The sequence below is a fragment of the Rugamonas rubra genome, assembly GCF_900114705.1.
In the GTDB taxonomy this organism is placed as follows: Bacteria; Pseudomonadota; Gammaproteobacteria; order Burkholderiales; family Burkholderiaceae_D; genus Rugamonas; species Rugamonas rubra.
The window spans coordinates 17,077-34,119 of the sequence record NZ_FOTW01000021.1; the positions used below are offsets into that span (position 1 = coordinate 17,077).

Below are 17,043 nucleotides of genomic sequence, written 5' to 3' on the forward strand. Positions count from 1 at the left end.
TGTACGGTTCCGGCGGCCAGGCGGCGCCAGCGCGGCGCCTAGCCGCGGACCCGATTGCGGCCCTCGTGCTTGGCGCGGTAGAGCGCCGTGTCGGCGTCGCGCAACAGGGACGGCATCGCCGCCTCGTTCGACGGGATGCACACCGCCACGCCCAGGCTGAGCGTGACCACCGGCGCCACCGGCGAATCGGGATGGGCGATCGCCAGCGCCTCGCAGGCGGCGCGCAGGGACTCGGCGACCAGCAGGGCGGCGGCCTGGTCGACGCCGGGAATCAGCATGACGAACTCCTCGCCGCCGTAGCGGGCGGCGAGGTCGGCGGCGCGGCGGGCATGGCTGATCAGCACGCCGGCGACGGCGGCCAGGCAGCGGTCGCCCTCGGGATGGCCGAGCGCGTCGTTGTAGCGCTTGAAATAGTCGATGTCGGCGATGATCAGGGCCAGCGGCGTGCCGGCGCGGCAGGCGCGGCTCCATTCCTCGCGCAGCACCTGGTCGAAGCGGCGGCGGTTGGCCAGGCCGGTCAGGCCGTCGAGGAAGGACAGGCGCGACAGGTGCTCGTTGGCCTGCCGCAGCGCCTCGGTTTTTTGCGCCACCAGCCGCTCCATGTGCACCTGGCGCAGGCGCAGCCGGTGCAGCCGCAGGCGGAACAGGCCGAGCAGCACGGCCAGCGTGGCGCCGGTCAGCAGCACGGCGAACCAGGTGGTCTGGTAGAAGAAGGGCTGGATGACGATGGCCAGCGCCGGCCCCGGCTCGCTCCACCGCTTGCCGTCCAGCGAGGCGCGCAGGCGGAAACGATAGACGCCGTGCGACAGGGCGGGGAAGGACACCTCGCGGTTCATGCCGGCGTCGATCCAGTCGCGCGTCAAGCCCTCCATCTGGTAGCGGAAGCGCACCCGCTCGGCGTCGAGCAGGGTCACCGCGCTGTATTGGATGGCCAGCGTGGCCGCGCCGGGCGGCAGCGTCAGGCCGGCCGTCGCCGGCCGGCCGCTGCCGCCGCCGTTCACCAGCACCCGCTCCAGGCGCGTGCCGGGCGGCCGCTCGGCCGGCGGTAGGCGGCGCGGGTCGACGATCACCAGCCCCTTGGTGGACGGCAGCAGCAGGCGGCCGGCCTGGTCGAGCGCGCCGGCCGGCTGCAGGCCGCCGGCGAAGGTGGTGCTGCGCATGGCGTCGCCGGGACCGTAGCCGGTGCTGGCGACCTTGCCGGCGCGGCCGTCGGCGAAGGCGTTGAGTTCGCTGAGCGCGGCGCGGAAGAAGCCCCGGTTGCTGGTCACCCACAGCTGGCCGGCGCCGTCCTCGAGGATGCCCAGGCAGGTGCCGTCCCACAGGCCGTCGGCCGGGCGGATGCTGCTCAGGCGACCGTCGCGCAGGCGGTTCAGGCCGTCGCCGTTGCTGCCTATCCACAAGCTGCCGGCGCTGTCCAGGTGCAGCGACATGATCCAATTCGACAGCAGGCCGTCGGCCGTGCCCAGGGTCTTGAACACGCCGCCGCGGTAGCGTGCCAGGCCTTCGCCGGCGGTGCCGAACCAGAGCGTGCCGTCGCGCTCCTCGGCGATGGCGGCCACGCTGCCGGTGGGGGCGCCGGCCTCGCGCAGCGGCACGAAGCCGGCGCCGGTGAAGCGGGCCAGGCCGGACTGGGTGCCGGCCCAGATGGTCCCTTGGCGGTCCTGGAACAGCACGCGCACCTCGGCGCTGGGCAGGCCCTGCGCGCTGCCGTAGACGGCGACGCGGCCCTGCGCCAGCCGGGCGGCGCCGGCGGTGTAGCTGCCGACCCAGAGGGCGCCGTCGCGCGTTTCGAGCAGGCTGGAGATTTCGTCCGACGGCAGGCCCTGTTTTTTGCCCAAGGTGGTGACGGTGTTTCCCTCGATGCGGTTGAGGCCGCCGCCGGCCGTCGCCAGCCAGGTCACGCCGTCGCGGGCGTGCAGCACGGAACGGATATTGTCGTTGGACAGGCCCTCCGGCACGCCCAGCCAGTCGAACGGCCGCTCGTGCAGGCGCACCAGGCCGCTGACCCAGGTGCCGATCCAGACTTCGCCGTGGGCGTCGGCCTGGAGCGACCAGACATGGTCGCCGGCCAGCCCGTTGGCGCTGGCGAGGGAGCTGAAGCGCTCGCCGACCATGCGGCTGACGCCGCCGCCCCAGGTGCCGATCCACAACTGGCCCCGGGCGTCGCGCGCCAGCGCGGTCAACTGGTCGGTGGGCAGGCCGTCGGCCACGGTGTAGGTTTTGAACTGGCCCTGGCGCACGCGCACCAGCCCGCCGCCGGCGGTGGCGGCCCAGACGCCGCCGGCCGGGTCGGCCAGCACGGCGCGCACCTGCAGGTGGGGGAAGCCGTTGGCCGGGTTGAAGACGCGGAACTGCCCGGCGGAGTAGGACACCAGTCCGCCGCCCGAGGTGCCGATCCACAGCACGCCGTCGCGGTCGAAGGCGAGCGCGCGCAGGCGTTCGGTGGGCAGGCCGGCGGCCTTGCCGTAGAAGGTGGCGCGGCCGTTTTCCCAGCGCGCCAGGCCGTGGTTGGTGGCGGCCCAGACCACCCCGGCGCGGTCCTGGGCGAAGGACCAGACGCGCTGGTCGGCCTTGGCCGGGGCGGCGAAGGCGCGCTCGAACTTGCCGTCGCGGTAGCGCGCCGCGCCCTTGTTGTGGCCGATCCACAGCGTGCCCTGGGCGTCCTGCATCAAGCCCATCACCGGCAGCGAGGCGATGTCGGCGAACTCGGCGGGGTCGAAGGTGGTGAAACGGACGCCGTCGAAGCGGGCCAGGCCGCCCAGGGTGCCGACCCAGAGGTAGCCGTCGCTGGTCTGTTGCAGCGCCGAGACGGCGTTCTGCGGCAAACCCTGCTCGGTTTGCCATCCGTCCAGCTTGTACTGGCTGAGCGCCTTCTCCGGTCCCGCCGCCGCCGCGAAGGCGCCGCAACATTGGCTAAATAACAGCAATGTCAGCAAGGTCCGCCAACACCTGGCGATGAACGGCAGGGCCGGTTTGACTTGTTGCCTGACGACGGGAAAACGCAAACCATGCCCCAGAATTTTTTATGAATAACACATCATACCGGACGGCAAGAGCGTGCAAGGCAAAGTCGGACGAAAACGGCAAATATGTCGGCCGCGCGCGACGCCCGGCGGCCCCGGCACGGGCGGCGTCAGCCGGCCCGACCTTGTTCCAGGGCGGCGAGGTGGCGGTCGCGCTCGCGCTGCATCGCTTGCGCCGCCGTGGCGTCGGCCACGCCCATCGTTTGCAGCACGAAGGCCGACAGCTGCAGGCTGGCCTCCAGCGTTTCCGGGATGACGGTGGTGGCGCCGGCCCGCATCAGGGCGAGCGCGTGCTGTTCATCGCGGGAGCGGGCGAAGATGGGAATCGAGGGCAGCTCGCGGCGGATGCCGCGCACCGCGTTGAGGGTGGCGGCCGGGTGGTCCATGGTGAGCACGATGGCGGCGGCCTGGTCGGCGTGCGCCTTGCGCAGCAGTTCGGCGCGGGCGGCGTCGCCGAAATGGACCGGCAGGCCGGCCGAGTGCAGCCGCGTCACCAGCGCGGCGTCGTGCTCGAAGGCGATGTAGCCGATCTGTTGTGTGGTCAACATCTGCGCCAACAACTGGCCGACCCGGCCGAAGCCGGCGATGATGACGCCGCCGCGCGCCGCCGCCAGCGCGCCGGCGTCGAGCGCCGCCCCATGTTGCGCCAACTGCTGGCGCAGGTCCCATTTGTCGCCGATCAGCCCGCCGATCTTCGCCGCCAGCGGCGTCACGCACAGGCTTAGGCCGACCACCAGCAGGATGAACTGGCCGAGCTCGGCGTCGAGCAGCTTGCTCGCCGTGGCATAGCCGACGACGATGAAGGCGAACTCGCCGCCCTGGCCGAGCAGCAGCCCGCCTTCCATTGAGCGGCCCCAGTTCAGGCCGCCGAGGCGGAACAGCAGCGCCACCACCAGCGCCTTGATGGCGAACAGCCCGAGCACCGAGGCGGGGATCCACAGCGGCGAATGGAGCACCTCGCGGACATCGATCGACATGCCGACCGACATGAAGAACAGCCCCATCAGCAGTCCCTTGAACGGCTCGATGGTGATCTCGACCTCGTGCTTGAACTCGGTTTCGGCCAGCAGCAGGCCGGCCAGCAGGGCGCCCAGCGCCATCGACAGGCCGGCCAGCGCGGTCAGGCCGGCGATGCCGAGCGTGCTGAGCAGGGTGAGCGCCATGAACACATCCGGTTGGCCCTGCTTGACCATGGCGCGGAACAGCGGGCGCACCAGGCGCCGGCCGAGCAGGTAGATCAGGACGATGGCGCCGATCGACTTGAGCAGGGTCAGCGACACCAGCCAGGCCAGGCCCTCGGTCTGGCCGTGCGCCAGCACGCCGATCAGGATCAGCAGCGGCACCACGGCCAGATCCTGCAGCATCAGGATGGAGAAGCTGGCCTGGCCGAGCGGGCTGGCCATCGAGCGGCGCTCGTTGAGCAATTGCACGACGACGGCGGTGGACGACAGCGACAGGACGAAGCCGAGCACCACGGCGGCCTGGACGGTGTTGCCGAACAGGTAGGCGATGGCGCCGATGATCGAGGCGCTGGCCAGCACCTGCGCGGTGCCGAGCCCGAAGACCCAGCGCCGCAGGGACCACAGGCGCTCGGCCGACAACTCCAGGCCGATCATGAACATGAGGAAGAGCACGCCCAAATCGGCCAGCGCGACCACACCCTCCAGGCGGGGGAAGGTGAGGTAGCCGAGCCAGGGCATTTCCGTCAACCACAAGGCCAGGCCGAAGGGGCCGAGCACGGCGCCGACGGCCAGGAAGGCCAGCACCTGGTTGATCCTCCAGCGCTGCAGCAGGGGGATCAGCACCCCGGCGAGCGTCAGGAACAGCAGGATCTCCCTGAGGTAGGGCATGGCGCTGTGTTGCTCTTGCATGGATTGCCCTCGTTGGATACCGGCGAGCTGTATTGTACGGTAACCGCGGCGCGGGAACATCCACTATTCGGACCGCTCGTGGCGAAACCGGGGCCGGCGCGGCGGCCGATTCAATCGCGCGGGGTTTGTTGCAAATGACTAGTGTCCCTTAGAATGCCGCTGCGTTGGCCTGAATCAACAGGCCGCGCCCACCATCAACGCGACATCCAGGGACTTATGATGCAAAAAACCATCGCCGCCGCCTTGTTGGCGTGCGGCCTGCTGGCGGCCGGCTTGGCCGCCGCCGGCGACTGCCCGGCCCACTACGTCGGCGGCCGCCTGCCCGAGATCCACAACCAAAAGATGGCCGCCGCCACGACCGAGCTGTGCTACGGCGTGTTCGGCGTCATGCATTCGGGCCTGACGCGCACGCCGCTGTGGTCGGCCGAGCATTTGACGGCGGACAACCTTGCCGCCGCGCAGGACCTATCGCGGGAGAACTCCTTCCACGCCGAGCCGCAGTTGCCGGCCGGCCAGCGCGCCGAGTTGTCGGACTACGCCCGCAGCGGCTTCGACCGGGGCCACATGGCGCCCAACGGCGACATGCCGGACCGCGCCAGCCAGCACCAGAGTTTCACGCTGGCCAACATGGTGCCGCAGGACGGCGACAACAACCGCCACATCTGGGCCGGCATCGAGGGCGCGGTGCGCAAGATGGCGCTCAAGGAGGGCGACCTGTACGTGATCACCGGGCCGGCCTTCATCGGCGGCAAGCTGCAAAAGATCGGCAAGGTGTTGGTGCCCAGCCATTTGTACAAGGTGGTGTACAGCCCGCGCCAGCGCGCCGGCGCCGCCTTCTTCATCGAGAACAAGTCGACCACCGACTACCAGGTGCTGAGCATCGCCGAACTGGAAAGCAAGATCGGCATCAATCTGTTACCGTCCTTGTCTGCGCAGCAGAAGGACACCGTGTTGCGCCTGCCGAATATTCGGCAACGCAAGGCCAAGCGCTAAGGGGAGGGCAGCATGCATCAATTCGTACCGTATGCCAACGAGGCCGATGTGCTCAACATCGGCAAGTTGATGGTGGAAAACCGCGTCGACCGCGTCACCCTGAGCGGCGACGTGGACTTGACGATGGACCAGGCGGGCCTGGCCCACGCCCGCGCCCTGCACCGCTTGCTGGGCGATGTGCTGGCCAAGCTGGAGCAGACCGAGTTGCCGGCCAAGCTGGCGCCGCCGGCCGTGAGCACGGTCGCCAATCCCTTCGATTGAAAAACCGTAACACCGAGGTGCTGAAAGGAAAACGCCGACCATGGGACTGGCTATGATGCCGCTGTGCCAAGGTGCTGGCGGCTATAGAACCACCCCAGGGCGTGGAGCCGGGGTCAGACCCCGAGGGGTCTGACCCCAGGCTTGCGCCTGTGGGTTCTGTCAAAGCAGCTGCGATCTCGGCTGGACCTACTCGGCGAAGGCCTCGATGTAGGCGTAGTCGCCGTAGCTCATGCCGCGCAGCTCGCGCATGCGCTGGTATAGGTGGGCGCTGGAGGCGCGGTGCTCGCCCAGCCAGGTCTTGGCCAGCCACAGGGCCGGGAAGTCCGGGTGGCGGCGGGGCACGCTGAGCGGCAGGCCGAAGGAGATGGCGATCTGCCCGGTGTTGTCGAGCGAGCGGATCGGGCCGTATTTGAGCGCCGACTTGGCGTCGGCCAGGTTCTGCGCGCCGACCGGGCTGCTGCGCAGTTGGGCGACGGTGCGCAGGATGGCGTCGCGGACATACACCGCGTCGTCGATTTTCTTTACACGGGCACCGATGGTGGCCAGGGTCGGATCGACCCTTCCCGGAGTGTAGTCGTAGAGCTGGTCCACTTTTTGCTCGTCCTGCACGAGTCGTTTGTACCGCGGCGAGGTGCGGCCGAAGGCGGCGTCGCGCATCGCCTCGAACAGCGTGGACTGTGGATTCGCGCTATTCTTGTTGTATTCGCCGAGCACGGCGCGCGCTTCGGTCTTGAAGGCGTCCTCGCCGTAGGACGGGTGCTGGACGCGGTCGGCCTCGACCTTGAGCACGGCCTCCAGGTCCTGCTTGGCGAAGGTGGTGTGGTAGTTGGTCAGGTCGTCGCTGGTGTGGGCGTTCTGCCGCGCGCCGGCCTTGGTGATGACGGCCTGGTACTTCCCGGGCGGGTAGTCCCTGGTGCCGCGGAACATCATGTGCTCGAAGAAGTGGACGAAGCCGGACTTGCCCGGCTCGACCTCGCACTGTTGAATGGAGGTGCGCCGGCGCGTTGGCGGGCACGGCGCAAGAACAGGTTATCTGGTGCATAATTCCTAGCGAACTCCCGGCGCCGATTTGTTGATGTATTTGCCAACACTGACCACTGGTTTCATGCAATATATGTTACCATGTGGAAACTTCATTTATGGATGCCGTCATGACGCTGCCTACTACTGGAATCAATTCGATCGACGCCCTGGTCTACAACAGCTGGAACAATTCGGCGCACAGTTCGGCGACTTTGTTCTACAGCTTCATGACCAAGTTGCCGGATTCGGCCGACGCGACCGACGCCAACGGTTTCGTGCCGATGAACGCGGCGCAACAGGCCGCCGTGCGCGTCGCGCTGGCGACCTGGTCGGCGGTGGCCAATGTGCACTTCATGGAGACGGGCGAATCGAGCGCCACCGACCTGCTGTTCGGCACCAACGACCAGACCGCGCTCAAGAGCGGCGCCTACGCCTATATGCCGCATGGGTCGCGCACGCCGACCTTGTCGCTGTACCTGAACAACCATTCGGCCAGCAACAACGACTTCTCCACCGGCTCCTACGGCGCGATGACCTTGATCCACGAGATCGGCCACAACCTGGGCCTGACCCATCCGGGCAACTACGACGTGCTGGGCAACACCGAACCCGGCCACGTCTACCTGCCGACCAGCACCGACAACACCGACTACACCATCATGTCGTACACCGACGGCGACAGCGCCGCCGTGACCGGCAAGTACGCCAGCACGCCGATGCTGTACGACATCCAGGCGATCCAGTACCTGTACGGCGCCAATACCGCCACCGGGCGCTTGGACGATAAATACAAGTTCGTCGACGACGCCGCCGCGCACTGCGTCTACGACGCCGGCGGTAACAACACCTTCGACTTCTCCGCCTGCCATGGCGGCTCGACTATCGACCTGAGGCCCGGCAAGTTCAGTTCCACCAACAACGAATTGAACAACGTGTCGATCGCCTACGGCGTCAACATCAACGACGCCATCGGCAGCGCCGACGACGACGCGATCTACACCAACGAGGATGGCAACTACATCAGCGCGGGGGGCGGCAACGACTTCATCTACGGCGGCTACGGCAACGATCACTTCAATGGCGGCGCCGGCCGGGACCATGTGGTGTTCTACGACGATGTGGCCGACTACATCTTCATTCAGAAGGGCACCAACTGGCAGGTCGATGGCGACGGCAGCGATTATCTGGTCAGTGTCGAGGTTGTCGATTTCCTGGATGCCAGTATCGAACTGGCCACGGTGGTGGCCGGCGGCGCGCTCAGCGACACGCTGGCCGCCCGGGCCGGCGACGACACCATCGTCGGCGGCGCCGGCCGCGACACGGCCCGCTACGGCGGCGCGCACGACGGCGTCGCGGTGAGCCGGGTCGGCAGCGGCTTCCGCGTCGTCGACAAGAGCGGCGCCGGCGGCAGCGACACCCTGTACGGCGTCGAGCGCCTCGAGTTCCAGGACGGCGCGGTGGCGCTCGACAGCGGCGGCACCGGCGGCCAGGCCTACCGGCTGTACCAGGCGGCCTTCAACCGGGCGCCCGACCCGGGCGGCCTGGGCTTCTGGCTGGCCCAGCTCGACAAGGGCGCCGACCTGACCGGGGTGGCGCGCGCCTTCGTCGAGAGCCCGGAGTTCCAAACCACCTACGGCAAGCTCGACAACACCGGTTTCGTCAAGCAGGTCTACGCCAACGTGCTGCACCGCCTGCCCGACGACGGCGGCCTGAAGTTCTATGTGGACGGATTGAACCGCGGCGCCACGCAGGCCGAGGTGCTGCGCGACTTCTCCGAGTCGCCGGAGAACCAGGCGGCCTTGATCGGCACGATCAACAACGGCTTCTTCTTCCAGCCCTACCACGGCTAGGGCGCTCAGCGGCCCGCCATCACGGGCAGGCTGATGCGGTTGCGCCCCATGTGCTTGGCGCGGTACAGGGCGGCGTCGGCGGTGGCCACCAGCTGGCAGGGCTCGGTGTCGGGCGCCGCCAGCGCGGTGGCCGCGCCTATGCTCACCGTCACCACGTGCTGCGCGCTGCCCAGGTTGGGCAGGTGCAGCTGCTCGACGCGCTGGCGCACCCGCTCGGCGACGATGGCGGCGCCCTTCAGCGACTGGTTGGGCAGGATCACGGCGAACTCCTCGCCGCCGTAGCGCGCCACCAGGTCGTTGGCGCGCATCTCGCCGGCCACCGCGCCGGCGATGCGCTGCAGGCACTGGTCGCCGCCCAGGTGGCCGTAGGCGTCGTTGTACTGTTTGAAGTTGTCGACGTCGACCATCAGCAGCGACAGCGGCTGGCGCTGGCGGGTGGCGCGCTGCCACTCGGCCAGCAGGGTCTCGTCGAAGCAGCGCCGGTTGGCCAGGCCGGTCAGGCCGTCGCGCGTGGCCAGGTGCTGCAGCGCCACCTGGGCGGTCTTCTCGTCGGTCATGTCGCGCAGCGTCTCGACGACGGCCATCAGCTTGCCGTCGGCGCCGAAGATCGGGCTGGCGTCGACCGCCAGGTAGCGGCGCCGGCCGATGCGCGGCATGTCGCACCAGGTCTCGGCGCACAGGTTGTCGCCGCCCTCGCTGCGGTGGGCCTGGCGGTCGTACCTGCTGTGGATCTCGCCGCTGCGGCCCTGCGCCACCAGGTCGGCCAGGGTCGGCCGGCGCTCCTGGTAGAAGCTGCGCCAGTGTTCGCGCGTGCCCAGCACCTCGGCGGCCGGCACCCCGGTCAGGCGCTCGCAGGCGCGGTTCCAGATCAGCACGCGGCAGTCGGTGTCGATGACGAAGGTCGGCACCACCAGCAGCTCCATCAGCTTCAGGGCGAAGCCGTGCGGCTGCTCGGCCGGCGCGGGCGGCATCAGGTGCTGGGCCTTCTGGCTGTTGTTCATTCTCGATCCTCGTGGTGGGCGGGCCGCCGGCCCGGCTCAGTGGGCGCCCGCCTCGGCCAGCGGCAGCGACAGCGACAGCGCGGTGCCCTGGCCGGGCCGGCTGGCGATGTTGAACTGGCCGCCGGCCTGGGTGACGCGCTGTTGCATGCCGAGCAGGCCGCGGGCCGGCGCGCCGGGCATGCCGGTGCCGTTGTCGCTGACCGTCATGGTCAGGCTGCGCGCCTGGCGGCCCAGCGCGATGTGCACCTGGGTGGCGCGGGCGTGGCGCACGATGTTCGACAGCGACTCCTGCAGCACGCGGTAGAGCATGGCGTCGCGCTGGTCGTCGGGCGCCGCCTCGAGCGCCGCCGCGTCGGCCTGCAGCTGGCAGTCGATGCCGCTCAGGCGGCTGAACTCGCTCACCTGGCGCCGCAGCGCCGTCGCCAGGCCGGCCTCCAGGCCCAGCGGGCTGAGCTCGTCGACGATGGCGCGCATCGACTGGATGCTCAGCTCGAGGTGGCGCTCGATGCGCTCGAGCTGGGCCAGCAACGGCGCCTGGCCGGCGCAGGCCTGGCGCAGCGCGGACAGCTCGAGCTTGAGCGTCAGCAGGTTCTGGCCGAGGTCGTCGTGGATGTCGCGGGCGATGCGCCGCCGTTCGCCGTCCCGGATGCGCTCGGGCAGCGCGGCCTGCTGGCGCCGCTGGCTGTGGGCGGCGCGCAGGGCCTGCTCGGCGACGGCGCGGCAGTGCAGCTCGTGGGCCAGCTTGGCGCGCAGCGCCGCCAGCCGGCCGTCGTCGCGGCGCCGGCGCCACAGCAGGGCCAGGGCGGCCACCAGCAGGGCGCCGGCGGCGCCCAGCAGCAGGGCGCCGAGCGCCGGCGGCGCGCCGGCCGGCGCCGCCGGCGCGGCGGCCTGGGCGGCCTGGGCGGCGTGGCTGGCGGCGGCGAGGAGGGCGGCGGCGCGGGCCGGAACTGTCGCGTGCGCGATGGCTGTCATGATGGCATCTCCCGGTGTGGGCGCGGGGACGGAGCGCCGTCCTCTGTGTGACCATAGCGTGATTGCTTTTTGGCAGCATTGCGCGAAATCAAACACGCCGGCGGGCGCGCCGTTTGGCGGCCCCGGCTGTGGTGAAAATGCGCCGCTTCCCTGCCGCCGGCCGGCGCAGCTTATAATAGAGGGTTGTCAATCGGCTTTTGCGTGTTCGCGCGGGCCGACCCGCTACCAGGAATCACCGTGACTTATAGCATCAAAGAGAGTTTCTACACGCTGCAGGGCGAGGGCGCCCACGCCGGGCGGCCGGCCGTGTTCTGCCGCTTTTCCGGCTGCAACCTGTGGAGCGGCCGCGAAAGCGACCGCGCCACGGCCGTCTGCCAGTTCTGCGACACCGACTTCGTCGGCACCGACGGCGACGGCGGCGGCAAGTTCGCCACGCCGGCGGCGCTGGCCGCGCGCATCGACGGGCTGTGGCCGGCCGCCTATCCGGCCAACAAATATGTCGTCTTCACCGGCGGCGAGCCGCTGCTGCAACTGGACGCGGCGCTGATCGCGGCGCTGCACGCGGCCGGCTTCGAGATCGCCATCGAGACCAACGGCACGCTGCCGGTGCCGCCCGGCGTCGACTGGGTCTGCGTCAGCCCGAAGATGGGCGCCACCCTGGTGGTGCGCCAGGGCGACGAGATCAAGGTCGTGGTGCCGCAGGCGGGACAGGACCTGGCGGCCTACGAGGGCCTGCGCTTCGAGCATTTCTTCGTGCAGCCGATGGACGGGCCGCTGGCCGCGTTCAACACCACCCTGGCGATCGAGACCTGCAAGCGCAATCCGACCTGGAAACTGAGCCTGCAAACCCACAAACTATTACAGATACCCTAACCATGCTGACCATCACACGCAAGCTTGAATTCGACGCCGGCCACCGGATCCCCGACCACAAGAGCCAGTGCCGCAACCTGCACGGCCACCGCTACACGCTGGAGATCACGCTGACCGGCGAGGTCATCTCGGTCGAGGGCAACTCCGACAACGGCATGATCATGGACTTCTCCGACATCAAGGCGCTGGCCAAGGAGCACCTGGTCGACGTCTGGGACCACGCCTTCCTGGTCTACGAGAAGGACGCCGTGGTGCGCGACTTCCTGGCCACGCTGCCGGGCCACAAGACGGTCACCATCGACCGCATCCCGACGGTGGAAAACCTGGCGCGGATCGCCTTCGACATCCTCAAGGCGGCCTACAAGGACCGCTTCGGCACCGGCTTGCACCTGCATAAGCTGGTGCTGCACGAGACGCCGAACTGCTGGGCCGAGATCACCGATGCCTGAGATGGAGATGCGCGTGGCGGCGGCGTCCGCCGCCGAGCCGGCGGCGCCGTTGGCGACCAGTGCGCTCGAACCCTACCGGGCCACGCCGCGGGAGCAGGCCTTCATGCGCGAGGCGCTCGAGCAGGCGCGGCACGCGTGGAAGCTGGGCGAGGTGCCGGTCGGCGCGGTGGTGGTCAAGGATGGCGTGGTCATCGCGCGCGGCTACAACCAGCCGATCGACAAGCACGACCCGACGGCGCACGCCGAGATCGTCGCGCTGCGCGCCGCCGCCGAGGCGCTGGGCAACTACCGCCTGCCCGGCTGCGAGTTGTATGTGACGCTGGAGCCCTGCCTGATGTGCTCGGGCGCGATGATGCACGCGCGCCTGGCGCGGGTGGTGTTCGGCGCCAGCGATCCGAAGACCGGCGTGTGCGGCTCGGTGCTCAACCTGTTCGAGCCGAGCCAACTGAACCACCACGCCGAGGCGGTCGGCGGCGTGCTGGCCGACGAGTGCGGCGCCATGCTGAAGAGCTTCTTCGCGGCGCGCCGCGCCGCCGCCGCCGAGGCGCGCCGCGTGGCCAATGCCACCAAGGCGGTTGGCGCGGTCAACCCGGTCGACGCCTTGGACGCCGCCGCAACCCCAAACGACGACAGCGCGGCGGTCTAGCCCGACGGCCGCCGAGCGCGCGGCAAAAATGGTATGCTCGACACCACTGTTCAGGAGCGTCGATGGCACCCAAAATGAGCGATACCAATGAGTTGAACACGCCGGCCGCGCCCGGCCCGCTGCGCATGGCGCTGGAGCTGCGCGCGCCGTGGGAGCTGGCCGCCGGCTTGGCCGGCTATCCCTTGATGCGCAAGGCGCCGCGCGGCGACGGCCATCCGGTGCTGGTGTTCCCCGGCCTGGCCGCAGGCGACCTGAGCACGCTGCCATTGCGCCGCTTCCTGGCGGCGCAGGGCTTCGCCGTGCACGCCTGGGAGCAGGGCCTGAACGTCGGCCCCCGGCCCGGCGTGCTGGAGGCCTGCGTCGAGCGGGTGCGCCGGCTGCGCGCCGACAGCGGCCGCAAGGTCAGCCTGGTCGGCTGGAGCCTGGGCGGCGTGTACGCCCGCGAGATCGCCAAGATGCTGCCCGACGACACGCGCAGCGTGGTCACGCTGGGCGCCCCCTTCGGCGCCGGCCCGGGCGGCACCAACGCCTGGCGCGTCTACCAGCTGATCTCCGGCGACCGCGACCTGGACGCCGCCCGCTTCGCCGCCCTGCGCCAGCGTCCCGCCGTGCCGACCACCTCGATCTTCAGCCGCAGCGACGGCGTGGTGGCCTGGCAGTGCAGCCTGGAGGAGGAGACGGCGCTGTCGGAGAACATCGAGGTGCACGCCAGCCATTTCGGCATGGGCGCCAATCCCGTCGCGCTGTACGCCGTGGCCGACCGCCTGGCCCAGCCGGAGGGCGCCTGGCGCCGCTTCCACCAGGCGCCGCAGGAAGGCATCAAGAGGCTGCTGTTCCGCGATCCGCAGCGGGCGTCCGCGCCGGGCGCGCTGTTCGGCTGGTATTGAGGAGGGCGGCAATGGCAAGCGTGCAGGCAAACGGCATCCGCATCGTCTACGAGACCAGCGGCGATCCGCGCGACACGCCGGTGTTGCTGGTCATGGGACTGGGCATGCAGTTGACCTCGTGGCCGGACGACTTTGTCGACGGCCTGGTCGAACAGGGCTGCTTCGTGATCCGCTTCGACAACCGCGACAGCGGCCTGTCGGGCAAGTTCGACCAGTTCAAGCCGCCCAATCTGCCGCTGGCCTATTTGAAGAAGCTGGTCGGCTGGCCGCAGCGGCCGGCCTATACGCTGGCCGACATGGCGCACGACGCGCGCGGCCTGCTCGACGCGCTCGGCGTGGCGCGGGCGCACGTGGTCGGCGCCTCGATGGGCGGCATGATCGCGCAGATCTTCGCCGCCCGCTTCGCCGAGCGCACCTTGAGCCTGACCTCGATCATGTCGAGCAGCGGCCGGCGCGGCCTGCCCGGGCCGAGCGGCGCGGCGCGCGCGGCGATGCTGCGCCGGCCGGCCAGCCCGGCCGGGCGCGAACAGGTGATCGAGCACATGGCGGCGGTGTTCCGCGTCATCGGCAGCCCGGCCTTTCCGACGCCGCAGCGCCAGCTGCGCGCGCTGATCGAGCGTTCGCTCGAGCGCAGCGTGTATCCGGCCGGCGTGGCGCGGCAGATGGTGGCCATCGTCGCCGACGGCGACCGCACGCCGCTGCTGCGGCGCATCGCCTGCCCGGCGCTGGTGATCCACGGCGCCGCCGATCCGCTGGTGCCGGTGGCCTGCGGCGTCGACACCGCGCAGGCCATCGCCGGCGCCCGCCTGCACATCATCGAGGGCATGGGCCACGACCTGCCGCCGCAGTTGATCGAGCGCCTGCTCGCCTTGATCGACGGCCACCTGCACGGTAAGATGGAGCCGCAGGCCAGAACCCCGGCGGCGCAGGCGCCCACCGGAGGACGCGACATCCACCTTTGATCGAGACATTTTTGAGCACATCCAACATCGGCATCGCCATCGCCGCACCGGGCGGCTACGCGCAGGACCAGGCGGCACTGGAGATGGGCATCGGCCGCCTTGAGGCGCAGGGCTTCCGGGTCCACAACTACTACGACCCCGCAGAGAAATTCCAACGCTTCGCCGGCAGCGACGCCGGCCGGCTGGCGCAGTTGAACGCCGCCGCCGCCGACCCGCAGGCGCAGATCGTCATCGCGCTGCGCGGCCAGTACGGCATCAGCCGCATCCTGCCGCAGATCGACTTCCGCGCCATGGCCGACAGCGGCAAGCTGTTCGTCGGCTACAGCGACTTCACCGCCTTCCACATGGGCCTGATGAAGGAGACCGGCCGCGTCAGCTTCGCCGGTCCGATGATGTGCGACGACTTCATCCGCGAGGAGCCGGTCGAGTACACCTTGAAGCAGTTCTGGGACTGCCTGCGCGGGCCGCAGCACCAGGTGCGCGGCACGGCGGCCGGCAATCCGCTGGTCGAGGTGCGCGGCAAGCTGTGGGGCGGCAACCTGTCGATGCTGGTGCACCTGCTCGGCACGCCGTACTTCGCGCCCATCGAGGGCGGCATCGTCTTCGTCGAGGACATCAACGAGCATCCCTACCGCATCGAGCGCATGGTGCTGCAACTGCTGTACGCCGGCGCGCTGGACGGCCAACAGGCGCTGCTGTTGGGCGACATCTCCAACTACCGTTTGACGCCGGCCGACAACGGCTACGACTTCGACGCCATGCTGGCCTATCTGCGCGAACGCCTGCCGATCCCGGTGCTGAGCGGACTGCCGTTCGGCCACATCAAGGAGCGCGCCACGCTGCCGTATGGCGGCATGGGGCACTTGGTGTCCGACACCGAGGGCTTCGACCTGCGCATCAGCGACTATCCCACGCTGGCGCATGGCTGATTCCGCGCCGGAGCAAAGCTACTACCGCGCCACCGCCGGTGGCGCGCGGTACACGGCCTTGTCCGGCACGGAGGAGGCGGCGATCTGCGTGATCGGCGGCGGCTTCGCCGGCCTGTCCACGGCGCTCGCCTTGCTGGAACGCGGCGAGCGCAATGTGCTGCTGCTGGAGGCGCGAACGGTGGGCCACGGCGCCTCCGGGCGCAACGGCGGCTTTGTCTTCGGCGGCTTTTCGCTCGGCGAGCAAGGGCTGCTGGCGGCGGCTGGCGCGGCCGGCGGCAAGCAGCTATACCGGTTGACGCTGGACGCGGTGGAGCTGATACGCCGGCGTATCGAGCGCTACGCCATAGCCTGCGAGGCGACCAACGCCGGCATCTATCTGGCCAACTGGTTCGACGACGACCGCATTTTGGACCAGCAGCGCCGCTTCATGGCGGAGCAACTGGGCGTCGAGTGGCAGCATGTGGGCCGCGCCGACTTCGCCGAGTTGGCGCGCAGCGAGCGCTATTTCGGCGCGCTGTTCGAAGCCAACGCCTTCCATTTCCATCCGCTCAAGTATGCCCAGGGCCTGGCGCGCGCGCTGGTGGACGGCGGCGCGCGCGTGCGCGAGGACAGCCGCGCCACCAGCATCGAGCGCGACGGCGCCGGCTGGCGCGTCGCCACGGCGCAGGGCGAGGTGAGGGCGCGCGAGGTGGTGGTGTGCTGCGGCGGCTACATCGAGAAGCTGTATCCCAAGCTGGCCGGGGCGATCCTGCCGATCGCCACCTATGTGATGGTGACCGAGCCGCTGGGCCAGCGCCTGCCGACGGCGATGGCGACCCAGGCGGCGATCTACGACACCCGCTTCGCCTTCGACTACTACCGCCCCTTGAACGACACGCGGCTGCTGTGGGGCGGCCGCATTTCGATCCGCGAGCGCTCGGCGCCGGAGGTGGCGCGCCTGCTGTATGGCGACATGCTGAAGGTGTATCCGCAACTGGCCGGCGCGCGGGTCGACTACGCCTGGAGCGGCATGATGAGCTACGGCCGCCACAAGATGCCGCAGCTGGGCCGTCTACCGGAGGGTATCTGGTACGGCATGGGCTTCGGCGGCCACGGCGTGGCGCCGACCACCTTGTCGGGCGAGGTGCTGGCGCGCGCCATCCTGGGCGACGGCGCGCCGCTGGCGCAGTTCGCGCAGTGGGGCCTGCCCAGTACTGGCGGCCCGGCCGGCCTGCTGGCCGCCCAGCTCACTTATTGGTACTACGAGCTGCGCGACTGGATGCGGCAGTAGTAAGCGGGCTGGCCGCGATAGGCGGGCGTGGAC

The 17,043-nt window shown here is 69.7% G+C and carries 15 protein-coding genes; 10 read left to right on the plus strand and 5 right to left on the minus strand.

Annotation, left to right across the window (positions count from 1 at the left end):
- Nucleotides 1–38: 38 nt before the first annotated feature.
- Both BM252_RS20900 and BM252_RS20905 read right to left on the minus strand, forming a co-directional pair.
- Complete coding sequence (locus BM252_RS20900; protein WP_139236647.1) at nucleotides 39–2,936, minus strand: two-component regulator propeller domain-containing protein; 2,898 nt, start codon at nucleotides 2,934–2,936, stop codon at nucleotides 39–41.
- 197 nt (nucleotides 2,937–3,133) lie between these two features.
- Nucleotides 3,134–4,894 (minus strand): cation:proton antiporter domain-containing protein, encoded by a 1,761-nt coding sequence (locus tag BM252_RS20905; protein ID WP_093389611.1) that lies wholly within the window; start codon nucleotides 4,892–4,894, stop codon nucleotides 3,134–3,136.
- Between the two features lie 216 nt (nucleotides 4,895–5,110).
- On the opposite strand from BM252_RS20905, the gene BM252_RS20910 reads away from it, so the two are divergent.
- Together BM252_RS20910 and BM252_RS20915 are read left to right on the plus strand one after the other, a co-directional pair.
- On the plus strand, nucleotides 5,111–5,887 hold the full coding sequence (locus tag BM252_RS20910; RefSeq protein ID WP_093389612.1) for a DNA/RNA non-specific endonuclease: 777 nt from the start codon (nucleotides 5,111–5,113) through the stop codon (nucleotides 5,885–5,887).
- A gap of 12 nt (nucleotides 5,888–5,899) precedes the next feature.
- Entirely contained in the window at nucleotides 5,900–6,148 is a 249-nt protein-coding gene (locus tag BM252_RS20915) for a hypothetical protein (protein WP_093389613.1), read from the plus strand.
- A gap of 186 nt (nucleotides 6,149–6,334) precedes the next feature.
- On the opposite strand, the gene BM252_RS20920 is transcribed toward BM252_RS20915, so the two are convergent.
- Nucleotides 6,335–7,135 carry a M16 family metallopeptidase gene (locus tag BM252_RS20920; RefSeq protein ID WP_281249375.1) on the minus strand — a complete coding sequence of 267 codons (801 nt, stop codon included), beginning with the start codon at nucleotides 7,133–7,135 and terminating at the stop codon, nucleotides 6,335–6,337.
- Between the two features lie 164 nt (nucleotides 7,136–7,299).
- Here BM252_RS20920 and BM252_RS20925 point away from each other — a divergent pair, with 164 nt between their 5' ends.
- On the plus strand, nucleotides 7,300–9,021 hold the full coding sequence (locus tag BM252_RS20925; RefSeq protein ID WP_093389718.1) for a DUF4214 domain-containing protein: 1,722 nt from the start codon (nucleotides 7,300–7,302) through the stop codon (nucleotides 9,019–9,021).
- A 5-nt stretch (nucleotides 9,022–9,026) separates the two neighbouring features.
- Here BM252_RS20925 and BM252_RS20930 read toward each other — a convergent pair whose 3' ends face one another.
- Together BM252_RS20930 and BM252_RS20935 are read right to left on the minus strand one after the other, a co-directional pair.
- Nucleotides 9,027–10,022, minus strand: a complete 996-nt coding sequence (locus tag BM252_RS20930) for a sensor domain-containing diguanylate cyclase (RefSeq protein ID WP_093389614.1) — start codon at nucleotides 10,020–10,022, stop codon at nucleotides 9,027–9,029.
- Nucleotides 10,023–10,058: 36 nt separating this feature from the next.
- Entirely contained in the window at nucleotides 10,059–10,994 is a 936-nt protein-coding gene (locus BM252_RS20935; RefSeq protein ID WP_093389615.1) for a sensor histidine kinase, read from the minus strand.
- 237 nt (nucleotides 10,995–11,231) lie between these two features.
- Between BM252_RS20935 and queE the strand changes: the two genes are divergently transcribed.
- The 7 genes from queE (at nucleotide 11,232) to BM252_RS20970 (ending at nucleotide 17,010) form a co-directional block, all read left to right on the plus strand.
- A complete protein-coding gene (queE, locus tag BM252_RS20940; RefSeq protein ID WP_093389616.1) occupies nucleotides 11,232–11,867 on the plus strand; it encodes a 7-carboxy-7-deazaguanine synthase in 636 nt (211 codons plus the stop codon).
- Between the two features lie 2 nt (nucleotides 11,868–11,869).
- Nucleotides 11,870–12,316, plus strand: coding sequence for a 6-carboxytetrahydropterin synthase QueD (queD, locus tag BM252_RS20945; RefSeq protein WP_093389617.1), 447 nt, complete (start codon nucleotides 11,870–11,872; stop codon nucleotides 12,314–12,316).
- A 7-nt stretch (nucleotides 12,317–12,323) separates the two neighbouring features.
- Complete coding sequence (gene tadA / locus BM252_RS20950) at nucleotides 12,324–12,962, plus strand: tRNA adenosine(34) deaminase TadA (protein WP_093389719.1); 639 nt, start codon at nucleotides 12,324–12,326, stop codon at nucleotides 12,960–12,962.
- A gap of 74 nt (nucleotides 12,963–13,036) precedes the next feature.
- Nucleotides 13,037–13,849 (plus strand): esterase/lipase family protein, encoded by an 813-nt coding sequence (locus BM252_RS20955; RefSeq protein WP_093389618.1) that lies wholly within the window; start codon nucleotides 13,037–13,039, stop codon nucleotides 13,847–13,849.
- A gap of 11 nt (nucleotides 13,850–13,860) precedes the next feature.
- Complete coding sequence (locus tag BM252_RS20960; RefSeq protein ID WP_093389619.1) at nucleotides 13,861–14,811, plus strand: alpha/beta fold hydrolase; 951 nt, start codon at nucleotides 13,861–13,863, stop codon at nucleotides 14,809–14,811.
- Nucleotides 14,812–14,822: 11 nt separating this feature from the next.
- Nucleotides 14,823–15,740 (plus strand): muramoyltetrapeptide carboxypeptidase, encoded by a 918-nt coding sequence (gene ldcA, locus BM252_RS20965; RefSeq protein WP_093389720.1) that lies wholly within the window; start codon nucleotides 14,823–14,825, stop codon nucleotides 15,738–15,740.
- A complete protein-coding gene (locus tag BM252_RS20970) occupies nucleotides 15,733–17,010 on the plus strand; it encodes an NAD(P)/FAD-dependent oxidoreductase (RefSeq protein WP_093389620.1) in 1,278 nt (425 codons plus the stop codon). Before ldcA ends, BM252_RS20970 begins: the two co-directional genes overlap by 8 nt.
- Nucleotides 17,011–17,043: the final 33 nt, after the last annotated feature.

What these genes read in the sequence shown, in the direction of transcription:
- BM252_RS20905 (WP_093389611.1), bottom strand. Translation starts at nt 4,894, where the DNA reads ATGCAAGAGCAACACAGCGCCATGCCCTACCTCAGGGAGATCCTGCTG.
- BM252_RS20910 (WP_093389612.1), top strand. Translation starts at nt 5,111, where the DNA reads ATGATGCAAAAAACCATCGCCGCCGCCTTGTTGGCGTGCGGCCTGCTG.
- BM252_RS20915 (WP_093389613.1), top strand. Translation starts at nt 5,900, where the DNA reads ATGCATCAATTCGTACCGTATGCCAACGAGGCCGATGTGCTCAACATC.
- BM252_RS20925 (WP_093389718.1), top strand. Translation starts at nt 7,300, where the DNA reads ATGACGCTGCCTACTACTGGAATCAATTCGATCGACGCCCTGGTCTAC.
- BM252_RS20930 (WP_093389614.1), bottom strand. Translation starts at nt 10,022, where the DNA reads ATGAACAACAGCCAGAAGGCCCAGCACCTGATGCCGCCCGCGCCGGCC.
- BM252_RS20935 (WP_093389615.1), bottom strand. Translation starts at nt 10,994, where the DNA reads ATGACAGCCATCGCGCACGCGACAGTTCCGGCCCGCGCCGCCGCCCTC.
- queD (WP_093389617.1), top strand. Translation starts at nt 11,870, where the DNA reads ATGCTGACCATCACACGCAAGCTTGAATTCGACGCCGGCCACCGGATC.
- tadA (WP_093389719.1), top strand. Translation starts at nt 12,324, where the DNA reads ATGCGCGTGGCGGCGGCGTCCGCCGCCGAGCCGGCGGCGCCGTTGGCG.
- BM252_RS20955 (WP_093389618.1), top strand. Translation starts at nt 13,037, where the DNA reads ATGAGCGATACCAATGAGTTGAACACGCCGGCCGCGCCCGGCCCGCTG.
- BM252_RS20960 (WP_093389619.1), top strand. Translation starts at nt 13,861, where the DNA reads ATGGCAAGCGTGCAGGCAAACGGCATCCGCATCGTCTACGAGACCAGC.
- BM252_RS20970 (WP_093389620.1), top strand. Translation starts at nt 15,733, where the DNA reads ATGGCTGATTCCGCGCCGGAGCAAAGCTACTACCGCGCCACCGCCGGT.